This window comes from Fictibacillus sp. 5RED26, assembly GCF_015903895.1.
Lineage (GTDB): Bacteria > Bacillota > Bacilli > Bacillales > Fictibacillaceae > Fictibacillus > Fictibacillus phosphorivorans.
The window spans coordinates 62,171-80,553 of record NZ_JACZDU010000007.1; the positions used below are offsets into that span (position 1 = coordinate 62,171).

19 protein-coding genes and 1 riboswitch are annotated in these 18,383 nt (G+C 38.3%); of the genes, 2 read left to right on the top strand and 17 right to left on the bottom strand.

Annotated elements, in window-relative coordinates:
• Positions 1–17: 17 nt before the first annotated feature.
• The 3 genes from IHV10_RS19245 to IHV10_RS19255 form a co-directional block, all read right to left on the bottom strand.
• The gene (locus IHV10_RS19245; RefSeq protein WP_255552091.1) at positions 18–2,306 is read right to left on the bottom strand and encodes a DNA internalization-related competence protein ComEC/Rec2; all 2,289 of its coding nucleotides are present in this window, start codon (positions 2,304–2,306) and stop codon (positions 18–20) included.
• Positions 2,303–2,764 (bottom strand): ComE operon protein 2, encoded by a 462-nt coding sequence (locus tag IHV10_RS19250; protein ID WP_066396327.1) that lies wholly within the window; start codon positions 2,762–2,764, stop codon positions 2,303–2,305. Before IHV10_RS19250 ends, IHV10_RS19245 begins: the two co-directional genes overlap by 4 nt.
• A gap of 69 nt (positions 2,765–2,833) precedes the next feature.
• Positions 2,834–3,469, bottom strand: coding sequence for a helix-hairpin-helix domain-containing protein (locus tag IHV10_RS19255; RefSeq protein WP_197133262.1), 636 nt, complete (start codon positions 3,467–3,469; stop codon positions 2,834–2,836).
• Positions 3,470–3,562: 93 nt separating this feature from the next.
• On the opposite strand from IHV10_RS19255, the gene comER reads away from it, so the two are divergent.
• Positions 3,563–4,399: a late competence protein ComER gene (comER, locus tag IHV10_RS19260; RefSeq protein WP_197133265.1), complete on the top strand. Its 837-nt coding sequence runs from the start codon at positions 3,563–3,565 to the stop codon at positions 4,397–4,399.
• Between the two features lie 59 nt (positions 4,400–4,458).
• Here comER and IHV10_RS19265 read toward each other — a convergent pair whose 3' ends face one another.
• The 13 genes from IHV10_RS19265 to IHV10_RS19325 form a co-directional block, all read right to left on the bottom strand.
• On the bottom strand, positions 4,459–5,511 hold the full coding sequence (locus IHV10_RS19265) for a ribonucleotide-diphosphate reductase subunit beta (protein ID WP_197133268.1): 1,053 nt from the start codon (positions 5,509–5,511) through the stop codon (positions 4,459–4,461).
• Positions 5,501–7,726 (bottom strand): ribonucleoside-diphosphate reductase subunit alpha, encoded by a 2,226-nt coding sequence (locus tag IHV10_RS19270; RefSeq protein WP_197133271.1) that lies wholly within the window; start codon positions 7,724–7,726, stop codon positions 5,501–5,503. The genes IHV10_RS19265 and IHV10_RS19270 overlap by 11 nt, the downstream gene beginning before the upstream one ends.
• A gap of 131 nt (positions 7,727–7,857) precedes the next feature.
• Positions 7,858–8,059: riboswitch (cobalamin riboswitch) on the bottom strand.
• Between the two features lie 57 nt (positions 8,060–8,116).
• On the bottom strand, positions 8,117–8,902 hold the full coding sequence (locus IHV10_RS19275) for a 3-hydroxybutyrate dehydrogenase (RefSeq protein WP_197133274.1): 786 nt from the start codon (positions 8,900–8,902) through the stop codon (positions 8,117–8,119).
• Between the two features lie 31 nt (positions 8,903–8,933).
• Positions 8,934–10,328, bottom strand: coding sequence for a GntP family permease (locus IHV10_RS19280; RefSeq protein ID WP_197133277.1), 1,395 nt, complete (start codon positions 10,326–10,328; stop codon positions 8,934–8,936).
• Positions 10,329–10,643: 315 nt separating this feature from the next.
• Positions 10,644–12,011, bottom strand: coding sequence for a sigma-54 interaction domain-containing protein (locus IHV10_RS19285; RefSeq protein WP_197133280.1), 1,368 nt, complete (start codon positions 12,009–12,011; stop codon positions 10,644–10,646).
• Between the two features lie 100 nt (positions 12,012–12,111).
• Positions 12,112–12,852, bottom strand: a complete 741-nt coding sequence (locus tag IHV10_RS19290) for a class I SAM-dependent DNA methyltransferase (protein WP_197133283.1) — start codon at positions 12,850–12,852, stop codon at positions 12,112–12,114.
• On the bottom strand, positions 12,853–13,221 hold the full coding sequence (gene rsfS / locus IHV10_RS19295; protein ID WP_197133299.1) for a ribosome silencing factor: 369 nt from the start codon (positions 13,219–13,221) through the stop codon (positions 12,853–12,855).
• A 15-nt stretch (positions 13,222–13,236) separates the two neighbouring features.
• On the bottom strand, positions 13,237–13,809 hold the full coding sequence (yqeK, locus tag IHV10_RS19300) for a bis(5'-nucleosyl)-tetraphosphatase (symmetrical) YqeK (protein ID WP_197133317.1): 573 nt from the start codon (positions 13,807–13,809) through the stop codon (positions 13,237–13,239).
• On the bottom strand, positions 13,796–14,380 hold the full coding sequence (locus tag IHV10_RS19305; RefSeq protein WP_197133320.1) for a nicotinate-nucleotide adenylyltransferase: 585 nt from the start codon (positions 14,378–14,380) through the stop codon (positions 13,796–13,798). The genes yqeK and IHV10_RS19305 overlap by 14 nt, the downstream gene beginning before the upstream one ends.
• 14 nt (positions 14,381–14,394) lie before the next feature.
• Positions 14,395–14,685: a ribosome assembly RNA-binding protein YhbY gene (gene yhbY, locus IHV10_RS19310; RefSeq protein WP_197133323.1), complete on the bottom strand. Its 291-nt coding sequence runs from the start codon at positions 14,683–14,685 to the stop codon at positions 14,395–14,397.
• Between the two features lie 2 nt (positions 14,686–14,687).
• The gene (gene aroE / locus IHV10_RS19315) at positions 14,688–15,515 is read right to left on the bottom strand and encodes a shikimate dehydrogenase (protein ID WP_197133327.1); all 828 of its coding nucleotides are present in this window, start codon (positions 15,513–15,515) and stop codon (positions 14,688–14,690) included.
• Positions 15,516–15,530: 15 nt separating this feature from the next.
• On the bottom strand, positions 15,531–16,634 hold the full coding sequence (yqeH, locus tag IHV10_RS19320) for a ribosome biogenesis GTPase YqeH (RefSeq protein WP_197133434.1): 1,104 nt from the start codon (positions 16,632–16,634) through the stop codon (positions 15,531–15,533).
• Positions 16,631–17,146, bottom strand: coding sequence for a YqeG family HAD IIIA-type phosphatase (locus IHV10_RS19325; RefSeq protein WP_191753756.1), 516 nt, complete (start codon positions 17,144–17,146; stop codon positions 16,631–16,633). Before IHV10_RS19325 ends, yqeH begins: the two co-directional genes overlap by 4 nt.
• 499 nt (positions 17,147–17,645) lie before the next feature.
• Between IHV10_RS19325 and IHV10_RS19330 the strand changes: the two genes are divergently transcribed.
• Positions 17,646–17,789 carry a sporulation histidine kinase inhibitor Sda gene (locus IHV10_RS19330; protein ID WP_197133330.1) on the top strand — a complete coding sequence of 48 codons (144 nt, stop codon included), beginning with the start codon at positions 17,646–17,648 and terminating at the stop codon, positions 17,787–17,789.
• A 16-nt stretch (positions 17,790–17,805) separates the two neighbouring features.
• On the opposite strand, the gene IHV10_RS19335 is transcribed toward IHV10_RS19330, so the two are convergent.
• Positions 17,806–18,216 (bottom strand): hypothetical protein, encoded by a 411-nt coding sequence (locus IHV10_RS19335; protein ID WP_197133333.1) that lies wholly within the window; start codon positions 18,214–18,216, stop codon positions 17,806–17,808.
• Positions 18,217–18,383: the final 167 nt, after the last annotated feature.

Below are 18,383 nucleotides of genomic sequence, written 5' to 3' on the forward strand. Positions count from 1 at the left end.
TTGTTTCGGTCCTTTTTTTATTGTGCAGTTATAACTTTTAACCCTGCTTTATCTACCACAAATGAAATATCACCATGTTGATCTGTCCGAAAAATGAAAATACCTCTTTCCCTTAACCTCTTCAAAACTTCTAGAGCAGGATGGCCATACATGTTATTTTCGCCTGCAGATATAATTCCATATCGAGGAGAAACACTGTCTAAGAAAGATTCAGTTGAAGATGTCATACTTCCATGATGACCGACCTTGAGGACATCAGACTTTATTCTTGGAAAACTATTTATTACCTCAGTCTCAGCTTCTTCTTCTATATCACCTGTAAATAAAAATGTACGATCGTACACCTTCACCCAGAGAACGATAGAGTTATTATTTGAGGTACTTTCTTTGACTCCAGGATGTAAAACTAAAAATAGCGTGTGTGCCGATTCCCACTGCATACCTTTTGCCAGCTTTACCACATTTATATTGTTTCTTGTTGCATCGGTTTGAATAAGTGTCTCAATGTTATTTTCTGTTTGTTTAAGAGGTAAAAAAACATTGTTAACTTTAATATTATCGAGCAAAAACTCTCCTCCACCAGCATGATCCAAGTCTCCATGAGTAATGATCAATCCATCTAAATGTCGAATACCTCTCGCTTTTAAGAACGGATATACTACCTCTTTCGTAACGTCATATCCTACCTCTCTTTTTTCCCAATCCTCTTGATCGAAGGAAACAGAGCCGCCAGTATCAATCAAATATACTGCTTTTCTGTAGGGTAGCTCAATGAGAATACTATCGCCTTGTCCTACATTAATAAAAGATACCGTTGCTTTTGGATTCACATATGGCAGTCCCCAATGAATGAAACAGATCAAGAGAAACGGAATAGTGATCACTATGCTGATACGCTTACTTATTTCCCACTTATATAGAAAGTAGACTATCGCAACAAAATACAGTACAAATATCCAATGATCTGGTCTTCCTAAAACAATAGACATCTTAAGAAATTGTGCCTTTTCCATGAACAAGACTGAAAAATTAAACAAGTATTCTATAATCTCTTTAACAATAAGAATAGCTTTTGGTACAGACAGAGAAAGTATCAGAATAAAAAAAGAAATAGGGAACAAAACCATCGATACGAAAGGAATGTATATGACATTGAAGGGAATCGACAATAAGGAAAACTCAAAAAAGTGATAAAGAATAATCGGAAAGGAAAATAAGGAACAGATAAAAGAAGTCATGATAAGCAATACAATAGCTGAAGAGTTTTCAAGAACGTATACAGAAGTGATCAAAACGAAGGTCATTAAAAAAGAAAGTTGAAATCCAAGGTCTAAAGCAGATGAAGGATCGTAGCTCAGCATCCCGATACATACAAATGACAAGAGGGTCACAGGGTGCACTCTTCTTCTAAACATCATGATTACTATTACAATCATGCCCATCATACCCGCTCTTATAATGGAGCTCTCAGCTCCTGTTAGAACAATGTAGATCGGCAAGAAGAGAATGATTAGGGTGTAGGCTACTTCTATTATCACCCCTAGCCGAACAAGCAATAAATACAAGAAGTAAGTTACAATTCCAACATTGAATCCTGAGACTGCTAATAGATGCGTCAGTCCTAGTCCTTGATAATGCTGAAGTGTTTCTGCTTCTATTCCATCTCTATAACCAAAAAGTAAGGCGTTCATCAACCCTGCTGTATTTTTAGAGAAATGACTTTCTAACTCTTTAATACTCTTGCTTCTCCAAGTATTTATTTGTTCAAGAACACTTGGATCATCTGCTTCTTTACAGTGATCCAAATCAAACTCAGTCGTTCTTAAGGTCCAATAGATATTGTTGTTCCTCAAATACTCACGATAATCCATTCCATAAAAATGGCTATTCCGCCTGGGTTCCTGAAGTTTCCCCTTTAAAGTGCACGTCAAATTTATACGTAGATTTCTGAGCTGGTCCTTTTCATCTGCTGATTTAATTTTATGATGAACAACAATCGTTTCATCAAAGGTTACAAGTTCAAAACTTAGTAGGTTTCCGTCTATTTTTGGGATTGATTTTACCTTGCCTGAGAATATCATTTGTTCCTCTGGAAGCTTTGAGAAACTTTTAGTGTTATCGTACTGAGAATAAATAAAGAAGATTGGGAGAAAAACGAGGATGTATACTGATTTTTTTCTGATCTGTAAAACCATAACGATAACCAGGAAAGCCGTAACAACTAACCCGGTTATCGAAGGGTTCTGAGAAAGCCAGATCCCATAAAATGCAGAGCATGCACTCAGGACAGCATGTCTAGGGTTCATGCTTTATGAGTAAGAAATGTTGAAGGTAAGAAGTTCATCTCCACTTTCTCAACGATTACTCCCGCTTCTTTAAACTGTTCAATGCTATAGGGATGATTTTTATAGTCCTGACCATAATAGATTTTTTTTATACCGCTTTGAATGATTGATCTGCAACAATGCAAACAAGGAAAGTGCGTCACGTACATTTCGGCACCTTCTGTCGGTACACCAAACTTCGCGCATTGCAGTAGAGCGTTCATCTCTGCATGAATGGTCCTTACACAATGACCATCTATTACATAGCAGCCTTCATCAATACAATGAACACCACCTGAGATCGAGCCATTATACCCTCCAGCGATAATCCGTTTATCTCTTACGATCGTTGCTCCTACAGCTAATCTGGTGCACGTACTTCTAAGTGCAAGCAATTGGCTCTGTGCCATATAATATTCGTTCCACGATATTCGCTGCAACGCTAAACGCCTCCTCTATTTCTATATCCTAAGTGTAGTATTCGTATTTTAATGGGTCAATAAAAACCCTTAATCAAAACGAATTTGATCTTTCCATTGTTCAATCGTCTTCTCTCCTATTCCTCTTACTTCTAATAACTGTTCTAAGGAGGTAAAAGGACCATTCTCTTCACGATAGGAGATAATGCTTTGCGCTTTTGCAGGACCCACTCCATTTAGAGTTTGGAGCACCGTTTCATCAGCAGAATTGATGTTAACTAGCGTGCTGTTTTCTTCCACAGGATTACTTGATGCTGGCTGCAACTCATACTTTTCACCTTTCTCAGCTACATACACGATCATCTCATCGGAAATTTTTAACGCTTGATTGACCGAACGAACCTCCGCTCCATCTTTAAAGCCCCCTGCCATCTGTATAGCATCCAACACTCGGTCTCCTTCTTTCAACTCGTATACGCCTGGACGCTTTACACTTCCCTGAACATCGACCATAATTTCAGTCTCTTTTTGGATCTTATCTTCCTTCTTTCGTTTAGGCTTATCAGTGTGAATTGGCGATTCCGGTTCCATTTGTATAGGTGTTTGTGAAGTTATAGGCATATTTGGTTCACTTTGAAAATAATTGAATAGAGATACAATTATTGCAAGGATGAGCAGTATACCACCACCAATAATCCAGTTCATATGCCGCTTTAACTTTTCCATAAATTCACCTTCTTAACTAGGCTTGAACTTGCAAAAAAACATATTTGATACACTGCGTGCATAAATTTGAACGTAGAGGAAGGAGGTTCAGATATGAAGGTTGGAATTATCGGAACCGGAAATATGGGAAGCGTTCTTGCTTCTTCTTTTATCGAATCTTCAGCCATTTCGCCATCAAGGCTCATGGTCACTAACCGCACTCTGTCTAAAGCTGAGAGGCTGCAGAATGTCTATCCAAAAATGAAGGTTGGAAATAATCCTGAAGAAGTTTTCCGTTTTGCTGAAATTGTGTTCATATGTGTGAAGCCACACGAGTTTTATTCGTTGCTATCTAGCAATAAAAGCTCCATCTCTAAACATCAGTTGCTCGTTTCTATTACGAGTCCTATTTCCTGTGAACAGTTGGAAGATCTACTAGATTGCAATATTGCAAGAGCTATTCCGAGCATCAATAACCGGGCACTAGCTGGATCATCACTTGTATCATTCGGAAAAAGATGCCACGCTGATTACAAAGAAAAGCTGCTTTCTTTAATGAGCTATATCTCTACACCTCTTGTTATCGATGAAAATATCACTCGTATCTCTTCTGATATCGCAAGCTGCGGTCCTGCGTTTATCGGTTATGTCCTGCAATGCTTTATTAACTCAGCAGTCGATCAAACTGAAATCACTAAAGCTCAGGCCACTCAACTGGCAAGCGATATGATCATCGGAATGGGGAAACTACTTGAGAAAGATATTTATACGTTGCCTACACTCATTCAAAAGGTATGCGTAAAAGGCGGTATTACAGGAGAAGGCATTAAGATTCTGAGCAATGAGGTCGATGAAGTATTCGATCATGTCATTAAACGTACACATGAAAAATATCATGAAGAATGTGATAAAGTGAGTCAGCAGTTTGAAGTGAAAGAAGAGCTTAAGTAATTTCTATCGTCATTATAAAACATCTAAAAAAAGAAAGCCGGGACCTAGATCCCGGCTTTCTATAGTTCATCGAAACCATTTTCATCAGAAACTTTAGTATATTGTCTCGATTTCTGTTCAAAAAAATCACTTTTTCCAGAATTCACATCAGAATAAGCCTTTATCCAAGGAAGTGGATTTTTATTGTATTCTGGATAAAGCTTGTTAAATCCTAATTCGTTCAATCGTTTATTCGCCATGAATTTAATATAAGCTTCTAAATCGGATTCATGGATGCCCTCAAATGAATTTCCTATTATATACTTACTCCATTTGATCTCGAGCTCCGCCGCTCGCTGAAACGTGTTTTTCGCAAACATCTCCAGCTCTTCATCTCTTAAATGCGGATCTTCTTCTATTACGGCTTTAAAAATTTGCGTAAACAGATAAACATGCAGCTGCTCATCCCTATTAATATAGTTGATCATCGTTGAAGTCGAGACCATCTTTTGATTTCTGGCCAAATTATAGAAGAAGCTAAAACCAGAATAAAAATTTAATCCTTCAAGAATCACGTCGTAAATAATAGATTTCAAAAAGGATTGAGGCGTAGGATTATGAAGGAACTCCTCATAGCCTTCAACAATGAAATCATTCCTCTCTCTTAGCACAGCATCTGTTTTCCAGTATTCAAATATCTCATCCTGCTTGGACTTCGGTACTAAAGAGGACAACACATATGAATATGACTGATTATGAACGACTTCTTGAAACGATAGCGTGGCCATGAGTGCAGCAAGACTTGAATCTGTTAAGTAGGCTGCTACTTTGCTTGAATAATCCGTTTGAACACTATCTAAGAATGCCAATAACCCTATGATTTTATTAAATGTATCTTGTTCTTTTTCGCTCAAGCTAACATATTGTTTGCTGTCACTCGACATATTTATTTCAAACGGTGTCCAAAAATTGGCTAACATGTTCTTATATAAAGGGTAAGCCCATTTATATCTCACATCGTCCCAGTTTAGAATATTAGAACTCTTACCATTTATGATACCTGTAGATCGATTAGGAGCTTCCACATCATAGATTTTTCTCTCTTTGAGTAGTTCTACCTCTTTAACTTTCACAGCTTTCACATCCTTCTAACTCAATCGACGTAGATCGGGTATAATACGTAGTCTTCAATCCTTTTTTAAAGCTGAGCATATGCAAGTGTAACAGATCCTTTGCCTTTATATTGTGATTGACATAAAGATTAAACGAAATGGACTGATCCACGTGTCTCTGCCTAGCTGCGTTCTGTTCAATACTCCATGTTTGATCGATTAAGAACGCAGATTTATAAAACCAAGTTGTGTCTGCATTCAAGTCAGGAGCGGTTACAGGTATTTTGTAATTCTTTTTTTCTTCTGAATAGAATTTTTTAAATATAGGATCTACACTCGATGTCGAATTTGCGATGATCGACGTTGATGAATTCGGTGCAACCGCAATGAGGTATCCATTCCTTAAGCCGTGCATATTAACTCGTTTTTTTAGACTACTCCATTCTTCAGAGGAATAGTTACGCTTCGAAAAGTAGTTTCCTGTCTCCCAATCTGAACCTGAAAATGCCGGATATCTCCCCTTTTCTCTCGCAAGCTCACAACTAGCGTTGATTACATGAAAATTAATAATTTCATAAAGGTTATCAGCGTACGAAACAGCTTCTTCACTTTCCCACTTGATTCCCTCTTTTGCTAAAAGGTGGTGCCATCCAAACGTACCTACACCGACCGCACGATATTTCTTATTTGTAAGTTCTGCTTGAGGTACATCTATGCGATTTAGATCAATAACGTTATCTAGCATTCGGATTTGAATATCAATGACTCTCTTTAACACTTGATCATTGATCACTTTAGCAAGAGAAAGAGATGACAGATTACAGACGACAAAGTCTCCTGGCGTTTTTCTGATGACAATTTCTCCATCCTCTGCCTCCTCTGAAGTGACAACCGTTGCAGACATGTTTTGCATAATCTCTGTACACAGATTAGATGCATAGACCATCCCTTTGTGAGAATTCGGATTTAAGCGGTTTACAGTATCTCGATAGAACATGAACGGTGTTCCGGTTTCAAGTTGCGACTTCATGATCCGTTTCATGATCTCAATAGCAGGAATGGATTTTTTTGAAAGTCTCTCATCCTCTACACAATCGGTATATTTTTCTCTAAAGCTTCCTGACCCAACCGTTTCATCATAGAAATCTTCTAACGAATAGCCTTTGATTTTTCTTACCTCATGAGGATCGAACAGATACCAATCCTCTCGTTTTTCCACGCGCTCCATGAAAAGATCTGGCAGACACACACCTGTAAAAAGGTCATGCGTTCTCATTCGTTCATCACCATTGTTTAACTTTGCATCTAAAAACTCCAAGATGTCTTTATGCCAAATATCCAGGTAGACTGCAATCGCACCTTGTCTCTGTCCAAGCTGATCTACAGAAACGGCCGTGTTATTTAACTGCTTCATCCATGGTATTACACCTGATGAGTTTCCTTTGAATCCTCTTATGTCAGAACCTCTTGCTCTAATCTTACCGAGATAGATACCAAGTCCGCCGCCACCTTTCGAAACAGTTGCAGCATCTGTATTAGAATCAAAGATCCCTCTTAAACTATCGTCGATCGTATCAATAAAACAAGAACTAAGCTGCCCATAACTCTTGCCTGCATTCGCTAAAGTCGGAGTGGCAACCGTCATATAAAGGTTCGAGAGCGCCCAGTATGCTTCTTCGACTAATTGAAGTCTATTCGTTGGATTCTCGTCTCTCATTAAAAACAAAGCGATCAGCATCCAGCGTTCTTGTGGCAATTCATAAATTTCGTGATTGAACCCTTTTGCCAAATATCGATCAGCAAGCGTTTTGAGCCCGATGTATGTAAATAGCTTATCTCTCGTAGGGTCTATCATGTTTTCAGCATTCTCCAACTCTTCCTTAGAGTACGCAGATAGAATGGTATCATCATAGATATTCAAACTTACTAACTTAGAGATCAAGCCATAAAGGTTCGTATATGGACGTTTTTCTGCTTCAGCACGATTGATCATGACTTCTTCATATAATTGCTTTAAATAGATTTGCGATGCCACAAATGTCCACTGTGGCTCTTCTGCATTTAATCCATTTAAAGCTTCCATGATTAACTGTCTGTAAAGTGAACTTGACACTCCTGTATGAGTTTCCATTTTCTCAGCATTTTTTAGAAAAGTTTCAGCTTGTATGTTCGGAAAATTTTCGACACAACTCCTTAACCACTCCCCGAGTAAAGAGTTTTCAGTTGTCATTTTCATATTAAATACACTCCCTAGTCATAATAAAAACCCTCTTCCATCAGGAAGAGGGTGAAAGAATGACGTGTATTTCGACGGACAATCATCCGCATAAAACAGCCGCTGTTCTTTCTCCCAATCCCCGAGGAAAAGAAAATAGGAGTCTTCAGGCAGGTCTACTGGCTTTTGCTTCTTCCTACTTTGGGCCTTCCCATACAGCAGTCATTATAAATAACTGATCCGTACAGTGGCTATTCCATTTCGTCCACAATTACAGTTGCGGGGACAGCTTCGGCATTGCACCGAATTCCCTTTTCAGCCGGATATTCCGGCACCTGAATTCTCCATATATAGGTTTGTACTATATACTTTGACACTAAATATAGTGAATGTCAATAAATTATCTATCGTTTATTGTGCGACATATCCTCCGTCGATCACAATCGCTTGCCCTGTAACACCTTTCGCATTCTCACTTGAAAGAAAGAGTGCGTAATCTGCAATTTCCTGAACATCTAACAATCTTTTTTGTGGAACAAGAGGATAGATTACTTCTTCCAAAACTTTTTCTAACTCTACGTTTCTCGTTTTCGCCAGATCTTCTAATTGCCCTCTTACAAGAGGTGTGTCAACATATCCAGGACAAACCGCATTTACCGTTATTCCATGTGATGCACCTTCTAAGGCAGCCACCTTTGTTAAACCAATAACTCCATGCTTCGCACTGTTGTAAGCAGATTTCCCCGCAAAACCTACAAGCCCATTTATGGACGCCATGTTGATGATGCGTCCGAACCGTTGTTTCTTCATGATTGGAAACACATGTTTAGTTGCTATAAATGGAGCGGTAAGCATGACACTGATCAATTGCTGGAATTTCTCAGTCGGGAATTCTTCAAGTGGAGATACATACTGCAATCCTGCATTGTTGATGAGCACATCGATGCGTCCGAATTGTTTCAGTGTTTCGTCCAACGCTTTTGTTATATCTTCCTCCGTGGTCACATTACAGCCAAGTCCGATTGCTTCAAGACCATCTTGAGCCAACAGTTGTGCAGATTCCTTTGCTTTCTCATCATTCAAATCACTGATCACGACTTTTGCTCCTTGTTCAGCAAAAGCCTTTGCTAACTGCAAACCGATTCCACTGGCTGCTCCTGTAATAAAAACAACTTTCCCCTCAACAAACGCTCTCATGGAATTATTACTCCTTTTTTAGAATAATGGTTTAAACGATACCAAATCCGTAATACAAACCAATGATTACAAACACGGCTATCGTTTTAATGATCGTCATAGCAAAAATATCGATATATGCCTGTTTGTGAGTTAAACCTGTAACGGCTAACAACGTAATAACAGCACCGTTGTGAGGGAGTGTATCCATTCCGCCACTCGCCATAGAAGCAACACGGTGAAGTACTTCTGTATCAATTCCTAGTTTGTCTGCTTGTGCGATATACGTTTCACTCATCGTTGCGAGTGCAATACTCATCCCGCCAGACGCTGATCCTGTAATACCTGCTAACGTCGTAGTCGTAACCGCTTCATTGATCAACGGGTCTTTAATCGTATTCGACATCGCTGAGTTTACTGCAGTAAAGCCAGGAAGTGCTGCGATCACACCACCAAATCCATACTCTGATGCTGTATTTAATGTTGCCAGTAACGCTCCGCCAATGGAGAGATTAATTCCTTTATTAAAGTTGTTTTTAATTCTCTTGAAAGAGAACAAAAGAACTGTAACGATACCAATGATCAAAGCTCCTTCAACTGCCCATACAGCAGCAAGTGATGGGATCTGAATCTCAGGCACGTTCTTCATACCAATAGCAGAAAAATCAAACGTCTTACCGTAATACTGTGGAATTAAGACGGTGAACCATTTATTGAACACTCCTACTAGAATAAGCGGAAGAATCGCTATGAAAGCATTTGGTAGATTTTCAGAATCTAGCTTTTCAGGCTCATTGGTATGTCCTGTTCCGTATCCTTCACCTTTTGCAGCCGCTTGTCTACGTCTCCACTCAAGGTAGATCATACCCAATATGAAAACAAACATTCCTCCGATAAACCCGAGCCACGGTGCAGCCCATGTTGTTGTTCCGAAGAAAGATGTAGGAATAATATTTTGAATTTGCGGACTCCCTGGAAAAGCGTCCATTGTAAAAGTAAAAGCACCTAACGCAATCGTACCCGGTATGAGTCTTTTAGGAATATCAGCAAGTTTAAAAAGTTCAGATGCAAACGGGTAGAGAGCAAAAGCAACAACAAACAGAGAGACCCCACCATACGTTAAAATTGCCCCAACAAGTACGATTGCAAGCATTGCTCTAGCAGGTCCGATCAGTTTGATGACAAACTGAGTGATCGATTTTGCAAATCCTGACATTTCAATAACTTTCCCGAAAATCGCCCCTAGTAAGAAGACCGGGAAATAGAGTTTAATAAAACCAACCATTTTCTCCATGAACACTCCTGAGAAAAAAGGCAATACGTGACCAGGTTCAGTAAGCAATACAGCAAACAACGCAGCGATCGGCGCGAATAAAATAACGCTGAATCCTCTGTAAGCTACGAACATTAAGAAGAATAAAGCTAATAAAATAATAATAATGTCCATTTTTTCAAATTCCCCCATTCTATCCATTTAACATTTTTGAAGCGCTTTCATTTTTTTAGCATCATCACCTTTCCATATCATTTACACCCTATAATTCATTTGCAAGTTTCATGCCAACTTCAGAACGTATAAGGGGTATACATCATCCTATTATTTTTCCGGAAAAACGGAAAAATAATATCGATACTTAAACTTTGTGATTATAGAAAGTTAGAATATAACATAGATGACATTTGGAAATCTCATTTAATTAATAAAATGAATCATTCCGAAAATCCGGAAGGGTGTTCCGTTTTTTCGGAATAGAAGATTAGATTAACGAATGTTATATTTTTTAATCTTATCATATAGGTTTGTCTTTCCAATGCCTAGATGTTTAGCGACTTGCATAATATCCCCGTTCATCTTCTCTAAATAGTAAGCGATCACATTTTTTTCTGTTTCTTGAAGATGTTCTTTGAGTGTCATCTGCTTCTTATTGATTCCGAGCTTTTCTTTTAGAAAATCCGGAAAAACATCTAACGATAATCTATCACTATGGGTAAGTTGGATGCCTGCCTCAACAAAATTTTTAAGTTCTCTCGCATTGCCTGGCCAGCTGTATTCTAAGAATGCTTCTTTTACATCTTGATCAATACTAAGGATTCTTTTACCTGTTTCAGCACAGTTCAATCGGATAAAATTTTCTGCGAGAGGCCATATATCTTCTTTTCTCTCACGAAGCGGAGGTATTTGGATTTGCAGGACATTTATCCGATAAAACAAGTCTTCACGAAACTTATTCTCATTGATCAATCCTTCTAATGAGCGATTTGTAGCAGCGATCACTCGCACGTTTACTTTTTGGGGTTGAACAGCTCCTACAGGCTCTACTTCTTTTTCCTGAAGGACACGCAGCAATTTTATTTGCATACTTTGAGGAAGGTCCCCAATCTCATCCAAAAATAGAGTGCCTCCGTCTGCAAGTTGAAACTTACCTAATTTCCCGCCTTTTTTTGCTCCTGTAAATGCTCCTTCCGAATAGCCGAATAGCTCAGATTCAAACAAATGCTCTGGCACTGCACCACAATTCAGTTTTATAAAGGGCTTTCCACTTCTTTCACTTAATTGATGAATGCTATGGGCAAGCAACTCTTTTCCTGTTCCGCTCTCTCCGCGGATCAATACGGATAGATCTCCACTGGCAATATTTTTCACATGTTTTTTTACTTTTTGAACTTCTGCTGAAGTTCCCGCAAAATCATTTAGCGTATAAGTGGCACCATTTATTTCTTCCCACTCTTTTTTATAAAAATTGAGTTCATGAAGAAGCGCTTTAATATGAGAGTTCATCCTTTTCCATTGCTCTGTATCCCTAAATATTACAGTTCCTACAGCTCCGATTACTTTTCCTTCATTTAGGATTGGAATACGGTTTGCTATCATGTAGTTCCCTCTAATAAATTGTAGATCCGCAATTTCAACTTTTCCTTGTAAAACATCTTTGTGCATTCTTGTGTTTTCAATAACTTTTGTAACATGCTTTCCTACCACATACTTAGGATTTTCATCTAAAAACTCGCAGTATGTTTTATTCATATACCGGACGATCCCTTCATGATCAACAACGACAATCCATTCATAAGCGCTGTCAATGATCGTCTCTAAAATGTTGTTCTTAAACAATGGATCTTGATCCAACATACACATCACCTGATTCTGTAAAAAAGTAGTAAATCTTTATGGATAATTGTACCGTTTCCTAAAAGAAAAGACAGCACATTGGCTGTCTTTTTCATCATTTTTATCTTTTTCTCGCAACGAATAAAATCCGTTCACTTTCCTCAGTCGGTCCATTTTCATTAAAATCAGCTGTGACATCTAAGTGTTCGAATCCGCATTCTTTTAACCAATTACAATAGTCCTCAATAGAAAAAGTTCTTTGTGTATGAAGTTCATCATATCGTTCGTAATGATCCCCATTTTGAATAAAAAATGATAAGTCATGTTCTACACTATTTTGAAGGTCGCCTTGGTAGCACTGCCATATGTAAGAAAGATTCTCTTCGTTACTTCCGAAGGTTTGTCCAATAAAGATTTCATTGATCTTATGTAAAGAATGTACATCAAATAGGAGAAGTCCTCCTGTTTTCAGGTGACTACCCGCTGAAAGAAAAGTACGTTTCACATCTTCCTCAGTTAAGATGTAATTAAGCGAATCACATAATATCGTGACGCAATCATATACTCCTAATCCTTCTAACTCTCGCATATCTTGCTGAAAAAGGGAAAGGTTAACCTTTTCAGCTTCAGCTTTTTCCTTAGCGACCATCAACATGTCTGAAGAAAGATCAACCCCGGTAACATCAAAGCCTTCTTTCGCGAGTAGAATCGTCATTGAACCCGTACCACAACCCACATCTAAAAAACGCTTTCCACTTTCTAAATGTTTTGAGGCGGATGTTTTAACAAAGTTAAGCCATTCATCGTATGGAGCATCCTCCATCAACTCATCATATAGATAGGCAAATCGCTGATAACTCATCTATAAGTTTTGTTGTGGGGCAATGATAGGATCTACATCTATCTTATTGGCATCTCCCCATAATTTCTCAAGGTTATAATAACTGCGGTCATCACGATGAAATACATGAACTACGATATTTGCTAAATCGATTAAAACCCATCTTGCATGGTCATAGCCTTCCATTCGGCGAATCTGAATATCATTCTCTATGGCAACATCTTTCAGTTCCCTTGCAATGGCTTGGACTTGTTTCTCAGAATTACCATGACAGATAACAAAGTAATCTGCTACAAGCGAGATTCCTTCCATATCTAACACGGCAATGTTCTCTGCTCTTTTATCATCAGCGGTCTTTACGACCAATTCCATAAGCTCTTTTACGTTCATCCAGTGCACTCCTTCTTATTTTTGTAGTTTAATCTCTTGAAGCAATCCGTTATACGCTTCAAACGTGAGTGGATAGATTTTTTGATTCTGTTTCATTAAAAAAGTGATCGTGTTTTTAACGGCCATCAAACAAGCTTGATCAAGATTATTTTCTGCCATCTCTCTAACACTTTCCACTCCTGGGAACTGACGGTTCGGTTCGATGTAATCTGCTAAAAATATCACTTTTTCAAGCTCAGTCATCGCTCCGTGACCTGTTGTATGGTAATAGATAGCACTTAAAACGTCGCTGTCTGTTACTCCAACTTCTTTTTCAACTAAAAACGCTCCAACAGGTGCATGCAATACTTCATTTCCATAGTACAACAAATCTTGTGAAAGTCCTTCGTTTCGTACGATATCTCTCATTTCTTCTTTTGGCCGAAATTTAGCATAATCATGAAATATGGCGGCGGTTTCTGCTTTTTTAGGATCGACTCCATATTTCTTCGCGAGGGCAAGACTTGTTTCTTCCACTCCTAACGTATGGATAAAACGGTGCTCTGTAAGCTGTTTTTTCACTATTTCAAGTGCTTTAGTTCGTTCCATAAAGGTGGTTCTCCTTTATATGATTCCAGACCTCATCTGAGACATAGTAACGAATATTATGACCCGCACGTGATCGATTACGGATAAATGAGGAAGAGATCTCGATAATAGGTACTTCTACATGCTTTACTCGATACCTCTCCCAATGATGATCAACGGCATATCCCGCACGACCAACACCCGCAAAATCAATAAGGTCTTTCAACTCTTCAATTTTGTGCCAGCTGCTTAATGAATGAACCATATCTCCACCCATTATAAAAGTGAAGTTTTCTTGTGGATATTTATCCTTCAAGAGGCGTATCGTATCAATAGTATATGAAGGTCCACTTCTCTCAAACTCAAGCAAAGAAAGGGAAAATTGCTCATTGTTACCAATAGCTTTCTGAACCATTTCGATTCGCTGCATATCAGAGACTTCATTGTCTTTTTCCTTATGAGGGGGCGTAGAGGATGGCATCCACCACACTTCATCTAAATGCAATTGAGTTAATGCCTCTTGAGCAATAAGCAGATGTCCGATATGTGGTGGATTAAACGTGCCTCCAAAAAGTCCAATATGTCTATTCATACCAATGTCACTCCTTAAGGGAGTTGGATGCGTTTTTGATTGACCGATTCTTTGTAAAGTACGATCGTGCTTCCGATCACTTGTACTAACTGAGATTTTGAACCAGAAGAAAGTTGTGACGCTACTGTATCCTTATCATCTTCACAGTTTTGAAGGACGCTAACTTTTATTAGCTCTCTCGCTTCGAGTGCTTCGTCAACCTGCTTGACTAGATTTGAATTAACTCCACCTTTACCAACCTGAAAGATAGGTTGAATATGGTGTGCCTTTGATCGTAAAAAACGTTTTTGTTTACCTGTAAGCATAGTTACCTCCTAAGTTGTTCCATAACGACTTGTTTCATATTATTTGTATCTGGAAAAGTACCTGTCCACTTTTCAAATGCCATAGCTCCTTGCATAACGAGCATAGATACACCATTATCAGTAGTAGCGCCTTTTTCCTCAGCTTCTTTAAGCCATCTTGTTGTTAGCGGATTATATACGATATCACTCACTACTGCGCCTGTCTTCAGCAAGTTAAGGTTAAGCGGAACCGACTCAGTATCTGGGTGCATACCTGCGTTAGTCGTGTTGATTAACACATCAAAACGAGCAAGATTTTCTTCAGCTCTTTGTAAAGACATACCTTCTATACGCTCATCCTTCAAATCTTTTAATAAAGAACGAAGACGTCCTTCTGAACGATTCGCTATCGCCATATATTTTGGCCCTTCTTTACTTAGAGCATAAGCGATAGATCGAGCAGCTCCGCCAGCACCGATCAACAGAACGTTTAGATCTGAAAGCGGCTTTCTGATCTTTTCTTTTAAACTCAGTAAGAATCCTTTGCCGTCTGTGTTATATCCAATCAATTTCCCATCTTTATTTACGACTGTGTTAACAGCGCCTATCTCTTTTGCTTCCTCATCAATCTCATCCAAAAATGGAAGAATCGATACTTTGTGAGGGATGGTAATGTTGCATCCTGCATAGTGACTATCTTTCAAAAAATTAACGAACGCCTCTAATTCATCAGAAGGCACACGTTTTTTTTCATATGCTCCAGAAATACCTGTTTGCTGAAATGCGGCCTCTTGCATGACAGGTGATAAGGAATGATCGATTGGGTCTCCGATGACAAGTGCTTTAATCATGATGAAAATCTCTCCTTAGATTAAGGATTTTCGAACCGTTACTGCTACACCCTCTGGTGCATAAAAAGCGACCTTCGCACCTGCTTCTGGGAAGGTTACCCAGCCTAATCCAGAGATCACAATATCTGTTTTGCTTTCCTTTATAACAAATTCATAGCGTTTTAGCTTTGGAAAGTTCTCGGTATCTTCAGGTGGTGCTAACATGTCACCAAGATGTTTCTCATAAAGTTCGTCCGCTTTGTCGGTCTTTGTTCGATGAATATTCAAGTGGTTTGAAAAATGGCATACAAATGACTGTTTGCCGCCTTTAATATAATCCATTCTTCCTAGTCCGCCAAAATACAGAGTCTGCAACTCATTCAACTGAAACACCATAGGTTTAATTTCCTTTTTAGGCATGATGATATTCAGTTCTTTTTTAGAAACATAATGTGCCATCTGATGGTGATTTATAATTCCAGGCGTATCGTACATGTGACTTCTTCCATCGAGTGGAATATCAATGAGATCTAAGGTTGTTCCTGGAAAATGAGAAGTTGTGATCAAATCAGCAGCTTCTTCGCCAAATTGTTTGATCAAACGGTTAATGAACGTTGACTTTCCTGTATTTGTACAGCCAACCACGTATACATCTTTTCCTTGGCGATAATAATCAATTGACTCTGCCAACTCTTCAATACCATATCCTTTATCAGCAGAGATCAATTTAACATCAATCGGTTTTAAGCCTAGCTCTTTTGCTTCCTTCTTCATCCAATGAATCACCTTATTCGGATTCACTGATTTTGGAAGCAAATCAAGCTTATTTCCGACAAGAAGTATTGGGTTGTTCCCCGCATAACGATGGAGTCCCGGCAGCCAGCTTCCATTAAAATCAAAAATATCAACGATCTTTACAACTAACGCATCTTCATCTCCAATACTTGAGACGATTTTACGATAATCATCATCTGTTAAACTCACGTCATGAATTTCGTTATAGTGTTTTAAACGAAAACAGCGCTGGCAAATAGGCAGCTCTTTCGTCAGTGCCGAAAGAGGTGCGTATCCAAGCGCTTCTTTGTCTTCTGTTTGTATGGAAACTCCACAACCCACACATTTAATTTGTTCCAATCCTATTCCTCCCAATGCAGCATGCCTTTTCTTTTCATCCAAGACAATATGATGCGTTCGATCTTTCTGTTAAACCTTGTCCAAAAACCGTCACTGCTAGCCACTGGTACAACGAGTATAGTATGCAAACCTAATCGATTTCCGCCAAGTACGTCAGTAAGAAGCTGATCTCCGATAACAACAACTTGTTCATTTTTCAGCTTCATATCTTTTAAAGCGCGCTTAAAAGCTTTAGTCATTGGCTTTCTCGCACTATAGATAAACGGAATGCCAACTGGGTCTGAGAAGCTCTTCACTCTATGTTGTGTATTGTTTGAAACAATTGTGATCAAAATACCTTTTTCTTTAATAGAAGTAAACCACTCGATCAATTCTGGAGTCGCTTCAGGTCTATCCCATTCCACAAGCGTATTATCCAAATCTGTGATAATACCTTTTACTCCTCGTTCAACTAACATTTCCGGTGTGATGTCCACTATATTTTGAACATGTTGATCCGGTAAAAAATGTTTTAACATTCTAGCACCTCTTCACGTTTCCTTTTCAACGTATCTATTTTACCAGTAATGAAAGGAAGTACAAACGATTTTTCTACAATAACTGTCATTATAGATCAATTTCAAGAGCTTTCCATGAGGTTTTTCTTCTAAATTGATCAATTAAAACAAGCAACGTTTATAAATTGTTAAAAATAGACTAGTTTAGAAAAAATAAAAAGTTTTCGACAATTTGTTCCCCTACCCAACAGTGTGGATAATCTTATTCACATTATTCACCTAAGTATCCGCTATCTTTCTTAAAGATGTTAACATTTTACCCACAACTTATCCACCAAACACTGTGGATAAACGAACGGTTGTTCCTTTTTACAATACATGGTAAGCTTCAAAGTACATAAAGCAAGTACATAAAAACAGGAACTTATCATCATATTCACTTTATATGAATTTAGAATACGGTTTCACCATTTTTTATAAAAAACAGGAGGTGACCATGCCGCTCATATAGGGCTATATTATGGAAAAACTTTCAGACGACCTGTTGATTGAATCTTATCTAAAAGCTAGAGAACTGAAACTTAGTAAGGACTTTATACTACTCATAAAGAAAGAGATCGACAGAAGATCTCTTCATGCTAGATTACAGCAAGTTCTAATGTAGAGCGTAAACATACGCTCTATTTTTTTGTGGCCAACTCTCTTTCAACTTTTCGATATTCTCCTGGATTAAAAGTTATTTCAATTGGAATTCTCCACTGCTCTTCCCACGCTTGCTTGTATTTTTTACTCAAAGATTCTGCTTTTTTGTAGTGGTAAGACTTCATCTGAATCGCCACTACGTATTTGCCACCGTCTTTAACCACTACTGCACGTTTAATAAATTTATCTTTCTTAATCTCCCTTTTCATTTCTTCTGCTAATGAAGAGGCGTTTGAAACGCCTGCTTCAGAGAAGCTAACGTGCTTCCTGTAGTATTCTCTCGGTTGAAACTTTGGACTCGTCTCATCTCTTTTATAAATAGAATCATTAAAACAGCCAGTTAGTTGAAACAAAATCAAGAGTATTCCGTATGTATGTAGTAGTCTCATTTTCAATCACCTCTCAAATAGGTTAGGTATTTTTTGGGAAGGATATTCAAGAGATGCAAAATCAATCTGATTAGAGAGTTTCTCTTTGGTAAAGTATTTGCTAAAAAGGAAAGGTTTTGCTTACAATGTAATGGACTATGACGATTATTTTTGGGTTTTAAGGAGGT

Bases quoted from the DNA above. Each gene is read 5' to 3' on its own strand.
- IHV10_RS19245 (WP_255552091.1), bottom strand. From the start codon at position 2,306: ATGAACCCTAGACATGCTGTCCTGAGTGCATGCTCTGCATTTTATGGG.
- IHV10_RS19255 (WP_197133262.1), bottom strand. From the start codon at position 3,469: ATGGAAAAGTTAAAGCGGCATATGAACTGGATTATTGGTGGTGGTATA.
- comER (WP_197133265.1), top strand. From the start codon at position 3,563: ATGAAGGTTGGAATTATCGGAACCGGAAATATGGGAAGCGTTCTTGCT.
- IHV10_RS19270 (WP_197133271.1), bottom strand. From the start codon at position 7,726: ATGAAAATGACAACTGAAAACTCTTTACTCGGGGAGTGGTTAAGGAGT.
- IHV10_RS19275 (WP_197133274.1), bottom strand. From the start codon at position 8,902: ATGAGAGCGTTTGTTGAGGGGAAAGTTGTTTTTATTACAGGAGCAGCC.
- IHV10_RS19280 (WP_197133277.1), bottom strand. From the start codon at position 10,328: ATGGACATTATTATTATTTTATTAGCTTTATTCTTCTTAATGTTCGTA.
- IHV10_RS19285 (WP_197133280.1), bottom strand. From the start codon at position 12,011: ATGTTGGATCAAGATCCATTGTTTAAGAACAACATTTTAGAGACGATC.
- IHV10_RS19290 (WP_197133283.1), bottom strand. From the start codon at position 12,852: ATGAGTTATCAGCGATTTGCCTATCTATATGATGAGTTGATGGAGGAT.
- rsfS (WP_197133299.1), bottom strand. From the start codon at position 13,221: ATGAACGTAAAAGAGCTTATGGAATTGGTCGTAAAGACCGCTGATGAT.
- yqeK (WP_197133317.1), bottom strand. From the start codon at position 13,809: ATGGAACGAACTAAAGCACTTGAAATAGTGAAAAAACAGCTTACAGAG.
- IHV10_RS19305 (WP_197133320.1), bottom strand. From the start codon at position 14,380: ATGAATAGACATATTGGACTTTTTGGAGGCACGTTTAATCCACCACAT.
- yhbY (WP_197133323.1), bottom strand. From the start codon at position 14,685: ATGCTTACAGGTAAACAAAAACGTTTTTTACGATCAAAGGCACACCAT.
- aroE (WP_197133327.1), bottom strand. From the start codon at position 15,515: ATGATTAAAGCACTTGTCATCGGAGACCCAATCGATCATTCCTTATCA.
- IHV10_RS19325 (WP_191753756.1), bottom strand. From the start codon at position 17,146: ATGTTAAAACATTTTTTACCGGATCAACATGTTCAAAATATAGTGGAC.
- IHV10_RS19330 (WP_197133330.1), top strand. From the start codon at position 17,646: ATGGAAAAACTTTCAGACGACCTGTTGATTGAATCTTATCTAAAAGCT.
- IHV10_RS19335 (WP_197133333.1), bottom strand. From the start codon at position 18,216: ATGAGACTACTACATACATACGGAATACTCTTGATTTTGTTTCAACTA.